The following is a 14,391-nucleotide window of genomic DNA, read 5'->3' on the forward strand; positions in this document are numbered from 1 at the left end:
TCGGGACTAAAGTCCCTCCCACAGTGCACCCAGCCGGTCGGCCGCAAGCCACTGTAGGAGCGGCTTCAGCCGCGACGGGCGGAGCCATCCAGCCTCCGGCTTCGGAAACAGTCGGGACTAAAGTCCCTCCCACAGTGCACCCAGCCGGTCGGCCGCAAGCCACTGTAGGAGCGGCTTCAGCCGCGACGGGCGGAGCCATCCAGCCTCCGGCTTCGGAAACAGTCGGGACTAAAGTCCCTCCCACAGTGCACCCAGCCGGTCGGCCGCAAGCCACTGTAGGAGCGGCTTCAGCCGCGACGAGCGGAGCCATCCAGCCTCCGGCTTCGGAAACAGTCGGGACTGAAGTCCCTCCCACAGTGCACCCAGCCGGTCGCCCGCAAGCCACTGTAGGAGCGGCTTCAGCCGCGACGAGCGAAGTCGGCGTCTGCCCGGTCGAGGAACCGATGGGCTGATGGGCCGAGGCATGCTGAGTCGCTCCCGCAACGGGGGCGACCAACCGCATGAAGACCGCTCAAGCGTCCATCAATTCGGCAATCCCGCACCGCCGCTCTCACAGCGGCCGCTATCCCGCCGATGCTGCGACCGTCAGGGAATCACCCGCTGCGCGCGCAGCCGCGCGAACAGCTCCAGGAACGACGCGCGGCTGTCGTAATAGCCCAGGAAGCCCAGGTCGCGGCTCTTGGTCATGTCGTTGACGCACTCGATCTCGCGGCCGAGGTCGGCATCGGTGTGCCACCACGACGCCAACTGGTCCACGTCCGCCTGCACCAGCCCATGGCGTTCGGCGATCTCGCGCCACTGCGCCGGTGCGGTGTGCTGCAGGCGCGGCTGCAGCGGCATCGGCGCATCCGGATACGGTGCCGCCTCCAGTCCGAAGAACGCGGCGATCTCGCCCCACATCCAGCGCCAGCGGAACACGTCGCCGTTGACCGTGTTGAACGCCTGGTTGCGCGCAGACGGACTGGTCGCGGCCCAGGCCAGTTGGCGGCCGAGCAGGCCGGCGTCGGTGAGATCGGTGAGGCTGTCCCATTGCGCGCGCGAACCGGGAAACACGAACGGTTGCCCGCTGTGCTTGCACAGCGTCGCGTACACCGCCAGGGTCACGCCCATGTTCATCGCATTGCTGCCGTTGGCCTGGCCGATCATGGTGTGCGAGCGGTGCACGCTCCAGCCGAAGCCATGGCGCGCGGCGGCGTCGAACAGCAGGTCCTCCAGCGTGTAGTAGAAATTCTCGCCGGGCTGGCGCGGCTCGCTCTCGCGGAACGGCGTCTCCGCCTTGCCGCTGCCGTAGTGCTCGAACGACCCCAGGTAGTGCTTGGTGCCGGTGACCAGCGCCATGTGCTGCAGCGCTGCGCTGTCCAGGCCCTCGCACAGATGGCGCAGCATCGCGCCGTTGGCGGCGACGTTTTCCTGCTCGGTGTCGCGCCGCGTCCAGGTGCAGAAGAACACGTGGGTGATCGGCAACCCGTGCAGCGCGGCGATGGTCGCGTCGCGGTCGAGCAGATCGGCCGCGACCGGAATCACGCCTTCCTGCGCGACCGGACGGCGCGCCAGCCCATAGACGGTCCAGCCTTCGGCAACGAGAACGTTCGCCAGGTTGTAGCCGGAGATGCCGGTGACCCCGACCACCAGTGCGGTGCCCTTGCGCATGCGCAGAATTCCTTCGCCATAAAAGGCACACGCTAGCCGCAGGCCGATGAACATGCGGCGAAGTCGTCGGTACTTGCGCGTCGCAGTCGCGAGAAGAGACGTGGGGTCTTGCTGCTCCGATGCGGTGCGGACTTCGGTTACGACGATGCGGGACGATACGCAGGCAGGAATGCCTCGATGGCGCTCAGCACGGCGGCATGGCGGCTCTCGGCATCGGGCGGCGGGTCCAGTCCCCACAGCTGCCGTTCCAGCATCCCCGCTTCGCACAGCGACTTGAAGTACAGGCCGGTCTGCCGCGGCGCGGCGCGGCGCAGCAGGCCGCGTTCCATCAGGCTTTCCAGTACGTCGCAGATCGTGAGCAGGGTCTGCTTGGGGCCGTTCTCGTAGAAGATGCGGCTCAGCTGCGGCTGGCGTCCGGCTTCGCCGATGATCAGCCGGTTGAGCGCGACGACATCCGGGCGCATCACCAGCTCCAGGTAGGCCGTGCCCAGATGCAGCAGGCTCTGCTGCAGATCGGTGTCCTGTTTCGACGCCTCGAGCGCGGCGAGGCCGCCGCGGCCGGCTTCCACCACGAACGCTTCGAACAACGCGTCCTTGCTCGCGAAGTAGCCATACAGCGTGACCTTGGAGGCGCCGGCTTCCGCCGCGATCGCCTCCATGGTCACCGCGCCGAAGCCGCGTTCGATGAACAGCTTGCCGGCGGCATTGGCGAAGCTCAGGCGGCGGACTTCGGTTTTCTTGCGCATCGTGCAGCGGGTCTCGTCGATATCCGGAAGGGAAGAAGGCCGTGGCGCGCTTGGCGGCCGGTGCACTCTTCGCCGATAACATAGCCGATAACTGAACGACATCGTAAAGAAATGTTGACGTGACCCTTTCCTGGGCGGATAACTGTACGAATTAGTTCAGTTAAGAAGTGCCCGTGGCCAATCCGATGCTCGTTTCGCGACAGATACCTGGCCTGGGCATGGATGGCCCGATGGCGTGGGCGTTGCGCACGACGCTTGCGGCGTTGCTGGCGCTCGCGATCGCCGCGGGCTTGGGCATCCAACATCCGTGGTGGGCGGCGATGACGGTCTGGCTGGTCGCCCAGCCCACCCGCGGGCTGTTGTTGGAACGCGGCGTGGCACGGTTCGTCGGAACGGCGCTTGGGGCCCTCGTCGGCGCCTTGATCCTGCGCACGCTCGGTGGCGTTCCGGCCCTGTTGCTTGCGGCGATCGCCGTGTGGCTGGCGCTGTGCGCGGGCGTCGGCAGCCTGTTTCGCCATTTCCGCAACTACGGTTTCGTGCTGGCCGGCTATACCGCGGCGATCGTGGCGCTGTTCGGCCTCGGCGATGGCGCGTTCGACGCGGGGCTGGCACTGGACCGCGTGGTCTGCACCGTGCTCGGGATCGTCTGCGTAAGCCTGGTATCGCTGCATGGGGCAGCAGCGGCGCGCGGCGAGCACGTGGCGGTGCGCCTGGAGGCGGTTCTGCAGCGTTGCCTGCGCAGGGTGGAGGCGCAGCTGCGCGGCGCCGCACCGGCGCCGGCCGGGGCCGCCATCGCGCAGATCCAGGCGCTCGATCGGGACATCGAGAGCGACGCGGCCGGTTCGCTGAGCGGGCGTTGCGTCGCGCTGCGGGTGCGGCGCATCGCCGGCCCGTTGCTGGAGCTGATCGCGCTGACGCTGCAGCCACCAGCCACCGTTTCCGAGCTGCCGGCGATGCCGCACAAGGCCGACGATCGGCTCGTCCTGCTTGCCGCGCACGCCGCATCGGCCGGACAGCCGGCGCTGGCCGCGACGCTCGACGAACTGCGACAGGCGCTGCGCGGACCCGCGGCCTCGCTTCCATCTGGCCTGGCATGGGACATCGATGTCGCCGCGATGTCGCGCGCGGCCTTGCGCCCGGTGGTCGCGCTGGCCATCGCCGCCGCGCTGTGGTGGGGCACGGGCTGGCAAATGGGCGCGACGATGGCGATGACCGCCGCGCTGTTCGCCTCGCTTTTTTCCAGCAGCGACCAGGGCAACCAGGCGCTGCTGCAGGTGCTGCTCGGTTCGCTGTCGGGCGCGCTCCTCGGTGCCGGCGCGCGCCTGCTGGCGCTGCCGCATGCCGAGGGCCTGCTGCCGGTGCTGCTGTGCATCGCGCCGTTCCTGCTGCTGGGCGCCTGGCTGATGCAGCGACCGCGCACGGCCAGGATGGCGATCGATCTGACCCTGACCTTCCTGCTCGTGGCCCAGCCCGGCTCGCCGCCGGTGCCGGCCGCGGTGGCGCTGCACCAGGCGGCGGCGATCGTCGCCGGCGTGCTGCTGGCGGTCGCGACCTACTGGCTGATCCTGCCGGCCACGCCGGCGGCACGGCGCCGCCTGCTGCTGCGGCGGATCGCGCGCCTGGCCTCACGCCTGGAGCGGGCGCCCGATGCGGCGGCGGCACTGCGTGCGCATCGCCGCTTGCGCGCCGCGCAGGTCCGGTTGCTGGCCTGCAGCGATCCGCGGCAAGCGACCGCCGACACGCTGCCGTGCCTGGCGTGGGCGCGCCGGCGGATGACCAGCGGGTCGCTCGCCGAAGCCGCCATGCCGCCTTCCACAACCGGCCGCGCCGCAACCGCCGCGCATGCCGAACGCGTGCCCACCTCCACCAAGGACAACCACCGTGAGCGATAGCCGATACCCGAACGACTTCACCGGGCAGTACATCGCCGGCCAGTGGCGCCCCGGCAGCGCCGGCACGCTGCTGCAGGACCGCAATCCCTACGACCAGTCGCTGCTGACCGAGATCGCCAATGCGTCGCGGGCCGACCTGGACGCGGCCTACCGTTCCGCCGCGGCGGTGCAACGCGACTGGGCCCGCGCCCTGCCGCGCGAACGTGCCGCGGTGTTCCTGCGCGCCGCCGAGGTCATCGAGCGCCGCCATGCCGAGATCGTCGATTGGCTCATCGCCGAATCCGGCAGCACCCGGCTGAAGGCCGAGATGGAATGGGGCGCGCTGCGCGCCGACGCGCTGGCCGCCGCGACCATGCCCAGCCGCGTGGCCGGCCGCATCCTGCCGGTGGACATCGCCGGCAAGGAGAGCCGCGTGTACCGCAGCCCGCTCGGCGTGGTCGGCGTGATCAGCCCGTGGAACTGGCCGCTCCACCTGTCCAGCCGTTCCGTCGCCCCGGCGCTGGCGCTGGGCAATGGCGTGGTGCTCAAGCCGGCCGAGGACACGCCGGTGACCGGTGGCCTGCTGCTGGCGCGCATCTACGAGGAGGCAGGGGTGCCGCCGGGCCTGTTCAACGTCGTCGTCGGCCAGGTCGCCGAGATCGGGGATGCCTTCACCCTGCATCCCATCCCGAAATTCATCTCCTTCACCGGCTCCACCCGGGTCGGGCGGCGCATCGGCGAGCTCGCCGTCAGCGGGCCGCGGCTCAAGCGCGTCGGCCTGGAGCTGGGCGGCAACGCGCCGTGCGTGGTGCTGGACGATGCCGACCTGGAGCGGGCGGTGACCGGCGCGATCGTCGGCCGTTTCCTGCACCAGGGCCAGATCTGCATGAGCAGCAACCGCATCATCGTGCAGGCGCCGCTGTACGACCGTTTCGTGGAGGCCTTCGTCGAGCGCGCGCGCGGGCTGAAGGTGGGCGATCCCAATCTGGCGGACACGGTGATCGGCCCGCTGATCAACGCCCGCCAGCTGCAGGCGGCGACCCAGCGCCTGGCCGCCGCGCAGGCCGAGGGGCAGCGCCAGGTGCTGGGCGGCGCGCCGATCGGGCAGGTGCTGCCGCCGCAGGTGTTCGTCGATGTCGCCAACGACTCGGCGCTGGCGCAGACCGAGCAGTTCTGCCCGATCGCGCCGCTGATCCGCGCCGCCGACGAGGAGGACGCGCTGCGCATGGCCAACGCCACCGAGTTCGGCCTGTCCAGCGCGGTGTTCACCGGCGACGCGGCGCGCGGTCTGCGCTTCGCGCAGCGGATCGAGGCCGGCATGACCCACATCAACGACATCAGCCCGAACGACGACGCGTCGGCGATGTTCGGCGGCGAGAAGAACAGCGGCATCGGCCGCTTCAACAGCGACTGGATCATCGACGAGTTCACCACCGACCACTGGATCAGCGTGCAGCACCAAGCGTACGCCGCTCCGTTCTGACCCATCCGCCGGCACTCCCGCTGGCTCACCCCGCGCCAGGCCCTACCCAGCAAAAGGACAACACCATGAGCATGCTGTTTCCGCAAATCCCCGAATTCACCGGGCTGTACAAGCCCAGCCGCGTCGAAGCCGATGTGGTCGACCTGCAGATCGAAGGCGAGGTGCCGGCCGCGATCGACGGCGTCTTCTTCCAGGTCTCGCCCGATTCGCAGTACCCGCCGATGCTGGGCAAGGACATCTTCTTCAACGGCGACGGCCTGGTCAGCGCGTTCCGTTTCGACGCTGGCCGGGTCAGCCTGCGCCGCCGCTATGTGCAGACCGACCGCCTGCTGGCGCAGCGCCGCGAAGGGCGTTCGCTCAACGGCGTCTATCGCAACGTGCACACCAACGATGCGCTGGCCGCCGCCAACAACACCACCGCCAATACCACCGTGCTGTTCCATGGCGGCGTGCTGCTGGCGATGAAGGAAGACGCGCTGCCTTACGCGCTCGATCCGCACACGCTGCAGACGCGCGGGGTCTGGGACTTCGGCGGGCAGATCACCTCGGCCACCTTCACCGCCCATCCCAAGGTCGATCCCGACAACGGCGACCTGCTGTGCTTCGCCTATGAAGCCAAGGGCGACGGCACGCCGGACATCGCCTATTTCGAGCTCGACGCCCAGGGCAAGCTGAAGCAGGAAGTCTGGTTCGAGGCGCCGTACGCGGCGATGATCCACGACTTCGCGGTCACCGAGCACCATGTCGTGTTTCCGCTCATTCCGCTGACCGTGGATGTGCAGCGTATGCGCCAGGGCGGGCAGCATTTCCAGTGGCAACCGGATCTGCCGCAATTGTTCGGCGTGCTGCCGCGCGGCGGCGGTGCCGAGGATGTGCGCTGGTTCACCGGCCCCAAGGACGGTTTCCAGGGCCATACCCTCAACGCCTATGAAGAGGGCGACAAGCTCTATCTGGACATGCCGGTGACGTCGGGCAACGTCTTCTACTTCTTCCCGCAGGCCGATGGGTCGGTGCCGTCGCCGGAGACGCTGCGCTCGCAGCTGATGCGCTGGACGTTCGACCTCAGCGCCCAGGGCGGCGCGATCGAGCCGGTGGCGCTGACCGAATTCCCGTGCGAGTTCCCGCGCTGCGACGAACGCTACAGCGGCAAGCCGTATCGGCATGGTTTCGTGCTGGCGTTCGATCCGACGCTGCCGTTCGATGCCTCGCTCGGCGCGCCGCCGTTCCAGTTCTTCAACCAGCTGGCGCATGTCGATGTGGTGGCCGGCACCAGCGAGGCCTGGTATCCGGGCGATGCGCAATGCTTCCAGGAGCCGGTCTTCGTGCCGCGTTCGGCCGACGCGGCGGAAGGCGACGGCTATGTGCTCGCGCTGCTGAACCACCTGCACGGCGAGGATACCGAGTTGCTGGTGTTCAATTCGCTGCGCATGGCCGATGGCCCGGTGGCGCGCATCAAGGTGCCGTTGCGGATGCGCATGTCGTTGCACGGCAACTGGACGCCGGCCAGGGCGTTGGCGCCAGCGCCGGTCTGATCGCACTGCCGGGCCGGGCGCGGCAGGCGTCGACGCAGGCCGCGTCGACGGGCGTGCCGGGTCCGGGCGAGATTGCGTGCGTGCCCCTGGCACGGTTGCCGTAGCTGCGCTCGCCTGGCGCTGCTGCGTGCCGCCGCAACGACGATCGGGACGCTGGCGCAGATGCGTAGCGACGGCACTGCGGCCATTTGGCGGGGATGTCGAGCGTTCCGGCCTGCCTCGCCGCGGTAGCGATGTCGGTGCGCCTCGCCCACCGCGTTGCGGTCGGGCAGGGGATGCGGCCCAGCCACCGACCGATGCGGCGGCTGAGGCGAATTCCTACGCACTGCCCTGGACTTGGCCGATAGCGGTCGGTCGATCGGCGCGCGACGCTGGCGATGCGGTTTCCGTCGTGCTGGTCGCCACCGGTCGCGAACCGGGCCGTCGCATTTCCATCCGCACGTTAGTGCCCCGCCAAGGAGTGGCGATCGTATGCAGCAATGCCGCATATCCGCGAGTGGCCATGAGCGCGTGGCGCCGGCGTCCGCGCCGACGTCTGCGCCGTGGCACGGCATTGCGGTCGCCCCGTTCGGCATTGCCGTCGCCGCCAGCCTCGCCGCCGGCGTGCTGGCCGCCTTGTGGCTGCCGCGGTTGGCGCCGTGGCCGTTGTCGCTGGCGCTGCTGCTCGGCGGCATCGCGGTCTGCGTCGGCATGCCGCGCTGGCGATGGCTGGGCGCCTTCGCCGTGGGCTGCGGCTGGTTGGGGCTGATCGCCGGCATGGTGCTGGCGCGGCAACTGCCCGCCGACTGGGAGAAGCGCGTGGCGACGTTGCAGGGGCAGGTGGTGGAGCTGCCGCAGGCCGAGGTGCGGCGCACGCGGTTCATGTTCCGGGTGGACGCCGATCCGGCGCAGCCGGCGCCGTTGCGCGGGCGTTTGTTGCAACTGGCCTGGTACGACGACTTCGGTGCGCACGCGCCTGGGCCGCGCACGGCGCTGCATGCCGGCGCGCGCTGGCGTCTGAGCGTGCGCCTGCGCGCGCCGCGCGGGCTCAGCAATCCCGGCGGTTTCGATGCCGAGGCGTATGCGCTGGCGCAGCGGATCAGCGCCAGCGGCTATGTGACCGCGCCGCACGCGGCCGTCGAACTGGCGCCGGGACACGGCATCGATGCCTGGCGCGAGCGCCTGGCGGCGCGGATCGCGGCAGCGGTGCCGAATGCGTCCGCGCGCTATGTGCAGGCACTGGCGCTCGGCGACACGCGCATGCTGGACGACCGCGACTGGCGCATCCTGCGCGCCGCCGGCCTGACCCACTTGATTGCCATCTCGGGCTTCCATGTCGGCCTGGTCGCCGGCGCGTTCGCGTTGCTCGGCGGCGGCCTGTGGCGGCTGTGGCCGCGGCTTGGGCGGCATTGGCCGCGCCGCCAGGCCGCTGCGCTGCTGGCGGTGCTCGGTGCCGGCGGCTACACCGTGCTGTCGGGGATGGCGCTGCCCACCGTGCGCACCGCGTTGATGATCGCGGTGGTCGTGGCGGCGCGGCTGTGGCGGCGCCCGGTACGCGTGGTCGATGCGCTGGCGCTGGCGGCGATCGTCATGCTCGCGTTCGACCCGCTGGCGGTGCTGTCCGCCGGCTTCTGGCTGAGCTTCCTCGGCGTGGCCTGGCTGGCATGGTGCATGCCGGTCGCGGGCAGCGGCTGGCGCGACAAACTGCGCGAATTCCTGTCGGCGCAGGGCGTGGCCACGCTGGGTCTGCTGCCGCTGAGCACGATGCTGTTCGGCCAGGCCTCGGCGGCCGGGCCACTCGCCAACCTGCTGGCGATCCCGTGGTGGAGCCTGGTGGTGGTGCCGCTGGCGCTGCTCGGCAGCGCGTTGGAGGCGGTGCACGCCGGCGCCGGGGTGTGGGCATGGCGCGCGGCGGCGGCGTGCTTCGACCTGAGCTGGCCGCTGTTCACCGCGCTGGGCGAAAGCCGCTTCGCGCTGTGGTGGCTGCCGGAGGCGCGCGACTGGGCGCTGCCGCTGGCGTTGTTCGGTGCGTTCTGGCTGCTGTTGCCGCGCGCGGTGCCGGGCAAGCCGCTGGCGGCGCTGCTGTGGTTGCCGCTGTTCTGGCCGCCGCTGGAGCGGCCGGCGGCGGGCGAAGTGGAACTGGTGATGATCGACGTCGGCCAGGGCCTGTCGGTGCTGGTGCGTACCGCACGGCATCAGGTGCTGTACGACGCCGGCCCGGCGATCAAGGACGGCTACGACGCCGGCGAGCGCGCGGTGGTGCCGACGCTGCACGCGCTCGGCGTGGCGCGCCTGGACCGGGCCGTGATCAGCCATGGCGACAACGACCACGCCGGCGGCTTCGAGGCGGTGCGCGCGGCGCTGCCGGTCGGCCTGGCCGAGGCGCCGGCCGGCGCGCCGGTACGGGTCGACCGGCCGTGCCTGGCCGGAGCGGCGTGGGAATGGGACGGGGTGCGTTTCCGCTTCCTGCATCCGGCGCCCGGCTTTCCCTATCTCGACAACGAGTCCAGCTGCGTGCTGCGGGTGGAAACCGCGCATGGCGCGATGCTGCTGACCGGCGACATCGGCGATGTGATCGAGCGCCGGCTGCTGCGCCAGGCGCCGCAGGACCTGCGCGCCGACGTGGTGCTGGCGCCGCATCACGGCAGCGCGCATTCCTCGCAGGCGGCCTTCGTCGCCGCCACCGGCGCGCGGCTGGTGCTGATCTCGGCCGGCGAGGGCAACCGCTTCGGCCATCCGCGGGCGGCGGTGGTGGCGCGCTGGCAGGCGTCCGGCGCCGAGGTCGCCACCACCCCGCACGGCGGCGCGCTGCGCGTGTGGCTGGGACGCGCCGGCCTGCAGCTGCGCGAACGGCGGCCGTGGCGGGCGCGGCTGTGGGATGCCGCGGAGCGGGCGCGGGCGGCTGCTATCCTATCGGCCAGTGAACGAACGGCCGAACGTGCCGGAGGGTTGCAACGTGTGGGAACTGGTCAAGGCCGGTGGCTGGCCGATGGTGCCGTTGCTGCTGTTGGGCGTGGTCGCGCTGGCGATCGTCCTGGAGCGGTTCTGGAGCCTGCGCCGTAGCGAAGTGCTGCCGCCGGGGCTGGGCCAGGAAGTGCGCAACTGGGCCACGCGCGGCAAGCTCGACCCGACCCACATCGAGTCGCTGCGGCGCAATTCGCCGCTGGGCGAACTGCTCGCCGCCGGGCTGGACGTGCGCAGCCGGCCGCGCGAGATCGTCCGCGAACGCATCGAGGACACCGGCCGCCACGTCGTGCATCGCATGGAGCGGTTCCTGAACGCGTTGGGCACGGTGGCCTCGGCCGGGCCGCTGCTCGGCCTGCTCGGCACCGTGGTCGGCATGATCCAGATGTTCCTGGGCATCCTCGACCACGGCGTCGGCGACGTGAACCAGCTCGCCGGCGGGATCGGCAAGGCGCTGGTGTGCACCGCTACCGGCATGATCATCGCGGTGCCGGCGTTGGTCTTCCACCGCTATTTCAAGAGCCGCATCGCCGGCTACATCATCGAGATGGAGCGCGAAGCCACCGCCCTGAGCGACGTCCTCGACGGCCACGGCCGTGCGGGTGCGGCGACGCCGGCCGCGCCGCGTCCGGCTGCGCGCGGCGGCGCCGCTGCGCCGGCCAAGGGCTGAGCCGGTGCGGATCCGCGACGACCGCGGCCAGGACGAGCCGCATATCGACCTGGTGCCCCTGATCGACGTCATCCTTGTCCTGATCATCTTCTTCGTAGTGACCACCACCTTCGACGCCCGTTCCACGCTGCAACTGCAACTGCCCAACGCCAGCGACCAGCACAACCCGGCGCCGCCGCGTGCGCTGAGCGTGCTGGTCAACGCCGACGGGCACTATTTCATCAACGACCAGGAAGTGCTGCGCACCGACGTGGAGTCGGTCAAGCGCAGCATCGCCCAGGTCGCCGGCGACGACCGCGAGCAGCCGGTGCTGCTGCGCGCCGATGCGCGCACTCCCTACCAGGCCGTGGTCACCGCGCAGGACGCGCTGGGCCAGCTCGGCTTCCGCCGCATCGCCATCGCCACCGCGCCGGAAGTCAAACAGTGAGCGGCAAGATGGCACCGGTCTGGCCGATCTACCGTCGGCTGCTCGGATATACCCGCGCCTATTGGGTGATGCTGGCCGCCGCGCTGGTGGCGATGGTGGTGGAAGCCACCGCCGGCTACTTCTTCACCCGGCTGATGGACCCGTTGGTCAATCGCGGCTTCGTCAATCCGGAGCCGCGCATGGCGGTGCTGCTGCCGCTGGCGATCCTGGGCCTGTTCGTGATGCGCAGCTTCGCCACCTTCGTCGGCGACTACTGCATGGCGCGCACCGGGCGCAGCGTGGTGCGCGACCTGCGCGAGCAGGTGCTGGCCAAGTACCTGCACCTGCCGTCCTCGCACTTCGACGTGGAGGCCACGCCGGTGATGGTCAGCCGGCTGAACTTCGATACCGAGCAGGTCACCCAGGCCGCCGCCGACGCGTTGAAGACCATCGTCGCCGACACCCTGACCATCTTCTACATGCTGGTGGTGATGCTGCAGATGAGCGTCAAGGTCACCCTGGCGCTGCTGGTGGTGGCGCCGTTGATCGGGGTCATCGTCTCCTACGTCGGCAAGCGCTACCGCAAGATCAGCCGCGGCATCCAGGACGGCATGGGCTCGATGGCGCAGAGTGCCGAGCAATCGCTGAGCGCGCAGCAGGAAGTGAAGGTGCACGGCACCCAGTCGCTGGAGATCTCGCGTTACGCGGTGCTGGCCAACCGCATGCTGGGCCTGAACATGAAGGTCGAGACCACCCGCGCGCTGGCCTCGAGCATGGTCCAGTTCCTGGCCGCGGTGGCGCTGGCGGCGATCGTCTGGGTCTCCACCCGCGAGGCGCTGGCCGGGCGCCTGAACCCGGGCCAGTTCATCGCGCTGATGACCTCGATGATGGCGATCATCCCGTCGCTGCGCCGGCTGACCAGCGTGCAGACCTCGATCTCGCGCGGCGTGGCCGCGGCCGAACGTCTGTTCTCGATCCTGGACACGCCGGAGGAACGCGACAGCGGCAGCGTGTCGGTGCAGCGCGTGCGCGGCGAACTGGCGTTCGACAAGGTGATGCTGCGCTACCGCCAGGACAGCGGACTGGCGCTGGACGACATCAGCTTCACCGCCAGGCCGGGCACGGTCACCGCCATCGTCGGCCGCTCCGGCAGCGGCAAGACCAGCCTGGTGCGGCTGGTGCCGCGCTTCTACGAACCCAGCGGCGGCAGCATCACCCTGGACGGGGTGCCGCTGCACGACTACCGCCTGCACGACCTGCGCCGGCAGATCGCCCTGGTCGGGCAGCGGGTGATGCTGTTCGACGACACCATCGCCGCCAACATCGCCTACGGCACGCAGGCCAGCGACGCGCAGATCCGCGCCGCGGCCGAGGCCGCCAATGCCTGGGAGTTCATCGAGCGGCTGCCGCTGCAGCTGCGCACCCCGGTCGGCGAGAACGGCGCGCTGCTGTCCGGCGGCCAGCGCCAGCGCCTGGCGATCGCCCGCGCGATCCTGCGCGACGCGCCGATCCTGATCCTGGACGAAGCCACCGCCGCGCTGGACAACGAATCCGAGCGCCTGGTGCAGGACGCGCTGCACCGGCTGATGCCCGAGCGCACCACGCTGGTCATCGCGCACCGCCTGTCCACCATCGAGCATGCCGACCAGGTGCTGGTGATGGACCACGGCCGCATCGTCGAGCGCGGCACCCACCACGCGCTGCTCGCCCAGGGCGGCCTGTACGCCCACCTGCACAGCATGCAGTTCCGCGAAAGGCAGCCCTGATGAGCGGTCGCGGGCCACACACGCCTGGCTACTGGTATGGCCAGGGCACCCCGCCGCTGTACGCGCAGTTGCTGACACCGCTGTACGCGGCGGCGATCGGCCTGCGCCGCGCGCTGTACCGGCGCGGCTGGCGCAAGCGCTACAGCATCGCGGTGCCGGTGGTCGTGGTCGGCAACCTCACCGCCGGCGGCACCGGCAAGACCCCGCTGACCATCGCCCTGGTGCGCAAGCTGCAGGACGCCGGCTGGACGCCGGGCGTGGCCACCCGCGGCTACGGCCGCAGCCAGGACCAGGTCGCGCGCTGGATCGAACCCGGAACCACGCCGGAACTGGGCGGCGACGAGCCGGTGCTGATCGCGCACAAGACCGGCGCGCCGGTGCGGGTGGACCGCGACCGCGTCGCCGCGGCGCGCGCGCTGCTGCAGGCCGGCTGCGACATCGTGGTCTGCGACGACGGCCTGCAGCACTACCGGCTGCAGCGCGACATCGAGATCGAAGTGGTCGACGGCCACCGCCGCTACGGCAACGGCCGCCTGTTGCCGGCCGGGCCGCTGCGCGAGCCGGTGGCGCGCGGCCGCGAATGCGATTTCCGGGTCATCAACCTGGGCCAGGCCAGCGATGTCGGCGAAGTCCAGGCCGGTTTCGGCGAATGGGCGATGCGCCTGCGCATCGACAGCGCGCAACCGCTGCAGGGCGGCCGCGCGCGCGCCTTGCGCAGCTTCGCCGGGCAGCGCGTGCACGCCGTCGCCGGCATCGCCCATCCGCAGCGCTTCTTCGACATGCTGCGCGCGCACGGCATCGGCGTGGTGCCGCATGCGTTTCCCGACCATCACCGCTACCGCGCCGCCGACCTGTCGTTCGGCAGCGAGTTGCCGGTGCTGATGACCGAGAAGGACGCGGTCAAGTGCGCGGCGCTGGTCAACGACTGGTGCTTCAGCGTGCCGCTGGTGGCAGAGTTGCCGGCCGCGTTCTGGATCGGCCTGCTCGACCGGCTGGACAAGCTGCGCGGGCGCAGCGGCGACACCATCGAATAGCGGCGCTGGCTGCGCTCAGGCGCAGTCAGCGGAGACTGAGAGTGGCGGTGCAGGGCGCCGAGACCCTGTTGCATGCGGCCAGCCCGACGGCCTCGGCTGTCGGGGGGGGGCGCCTGGTTCGGTCGCGAGCACACCTCGATTGGGACCACAGCTCGCTGTGTCGCGGTGCGTCGCAAGGGCTGTCCCGATCGCGCGCAGTAACGGACTGTCCGCAGGTGTGCACGCAGCTAGATCCTTGTCATATTCGCGATCGCTGCCACGCGCAGGCCGCTGACGTGGCGGCCGTGCGC

General features: G+C 70.6%; 10 protein-coding genes. 8 read left to right on the top strand and 2 right to left on the bottom strand.

Translation table 11 applies throughout. The features are described 5' to 3' along the window. Window positions 1-585 precede the first annotated feature (585 nt). Both H9658_RS18125 and H9658_RS18130 read right to left on the bottom strand, forming a co-directional pair. Entirely contained in the window at window positions 586-1,650 is a 1,065-nt protein-coding gene (locus tag H9658_RS18125) for an SDR family oxidoreductase (protein WP_191826445.1), read from the bottom strand. Between the two features lie 137 nt (window positions 1,651-1,787). Further along, on the bottom strand, window positions 1,788-2,396 hold the full coding sequence (locus H9658_RS18130) for a TetR/AcrR family transcriptional regulator (RefSeq protein ID WP_191826446.1): 609 nt from the start codon (window positions 2,394-2,396) through the stop codon (window positions 1,788-1,790). 185 nt (window positions 2,397-2,581) lie between these two features. On the opposite strand from H9658_RS18130, the gene H9658_RS18135 reads away from it, so the two are divergent. From H9658_RS18135 to lpxK, 8 genes are all read left to right on the top strand, one after another. After that, window positions 2,582-4,288 (top strand): FUSC family protein, encoded by a 1,707-nt coding sequence (locus H9658_RS18135; protein WP_225210091.1) that lies wholly within the window; start codon window positions 2,582-2,584, stop codon window positions 4,286-4,288. Continuing rightward, on the top strand, window positions 4,278-5,750 hold the full coding sequence (locus H9658_RS18140) for an aldehyde dehydrogenase family protein (protein ID WP_318241426.1): 1,473 nt from the start codon (window positions 4,278-4,280) through the stop codon (window positions 5,748-5,750). The genes H9658_RS18135 and H9658_RS18140 overlap by 11 nt, the downstream gene beginning before the upstream one ends. Window positions 5,751-5,815: 65 nt before the next feature. Next, entirely contained in the window at window positions 5,816-7,282 is a 1,467-nt protein-coding gene (locus tag H9658_RS18145) for a carotenoid oxygenase family protein (RefSeq protein WP_191826449.1), read from the top strand. Window positions 7,283-7,753: 471 nt separating this feature from the next. After that, the gene (locus tag H9658_RS18150; protein WP_225210092.1) at window positions 7,754-10,324 is read left to right on the top strand and encodes a DNA internalization-related competence protein ComEC/Rec2; all 2,571 of its coding nucleotides are present in this window, start codon (window positions 7,754-7,756) and stop codon (window positions 10,322-10,324) included. After that, complete coding sequence (locus H9658_RS18155; protein ID WP_179564036.1) at window positions 10,218-10,895, top strand: MotA/TolQ/ExbB proton channel family protein; 678 nt, start codon at window positions 10,218-10,220, stop codon at window positions 10,893-10,895. Before H9658_RS18150 ends, H9658_RS18155 begins: the two co-directional genes overlap by 107 nt. Before the next feature lie 4 nt (window positions 10,896-10,899). Then, on the top strand, window positions 10,900-11,322 hold the full coding sequence (locus H9658_RS18160; RefSeq protein WP_179564038.1) for an ExbD/TolR family protein: 423 nt from the start codon (window positions 10,900-10,902) through the stop codon (window positions 11,320-11,322). Between the two features lie 8 nt (window positions 11,323-11,330). Next, the gene (msbA, locus tag H9658_RS18165) at window positions 11,331-13,067 is read left to right on the top strand and encodes a lipid A export permease/ATP-binding protein MsbA (protein ID WP_191826510.1); all 1,737 of its coding nucleotides are present in this window, start codon (window positions 11,331-11,333) and stop codon (window positions 13,065-13,067) included. Beyond that, complete coding sequence (lpxK, locus tag H9658_RS18170) at window positions 13,067-14,101, top strand: tetraacyldisaccharide 4'-kinase (RefSeq protein ID WP_191826450.1); 1,035 nt, start codon at window positions 13,067-13,069, stop codon at window positions 14,099-14,101. Before msbA ends, lpxK begins: the two co-directional genes overlap by 1 nt. Window positions 14,102-14,391: the final 290 nt, after the last annotated feature.

It is taken from the genome of Xanthomonas bonasiae, assembly GCF_014836395.1.
GTDB classification, from domain to species: domain Bacteria; phylum Pseudomonadota; class Gammaproteobacteria; order Xanthomonadales; family Xanthomonadaceae; genus Xanthomonas_A; species Xanthomonas_A bonasiae.

What these genes read in the sequence shown, in the direction of transcription:
- msbA (WP_191826510.1), top strand. Translation starts at nt 11,331, where the DNA reads ATGGCACCGGTCTGGCCGATCTACCGTCGGCTGCTCGGATATACCCGC.
- H9658_RS18135 (WP_225210091.1), top strand. Translation starts at nt 2,582, where the DNA reads ATGCTCGTTTCGCGACAGATACCTGGCCTGGGCATGGATGGCCCGATG.
- H9658_RS18130 (WP_191826446.1), bottom strand. Translation starts at nt 2,396, where the DNA reads ATGCGCAAGAAAACCGAAGTCCGCCGCCTGAGCTTCGCCAATGCCGCC.
- lpxK (WP_191826450.1), top strand. Translation starts at nt 13,067, where the DNA reads ATGAGCGGTCGCGGGCCACACACGCCTGGCTACTGGTATGGCCAGGGC.
- H9658_RS18145 (WP_191826449.1), top strand. Translation starts at nt 5,816, where the DNA reads ATGAGCATGCTGTTTCCGCAAATCCCCGAATTCACCGGGCTGTACAAG.
- H9658_RS18150 (WP_225210092.1), top strand. Translation starts at nt 7,754, where the DNA reads ATGCAGCAATGCCGCATATCCGCGAGTGGCCATGAGCGCGTGGCGCCG.
- H9658_RS18125 (WP_191826445.1), bottom strand. Translation starts at nt 1,650, where the DNA reads ATGCGCAAGGGCACCGCACTGGTGGTCGGGGTCACCGGCATCTCCGGC.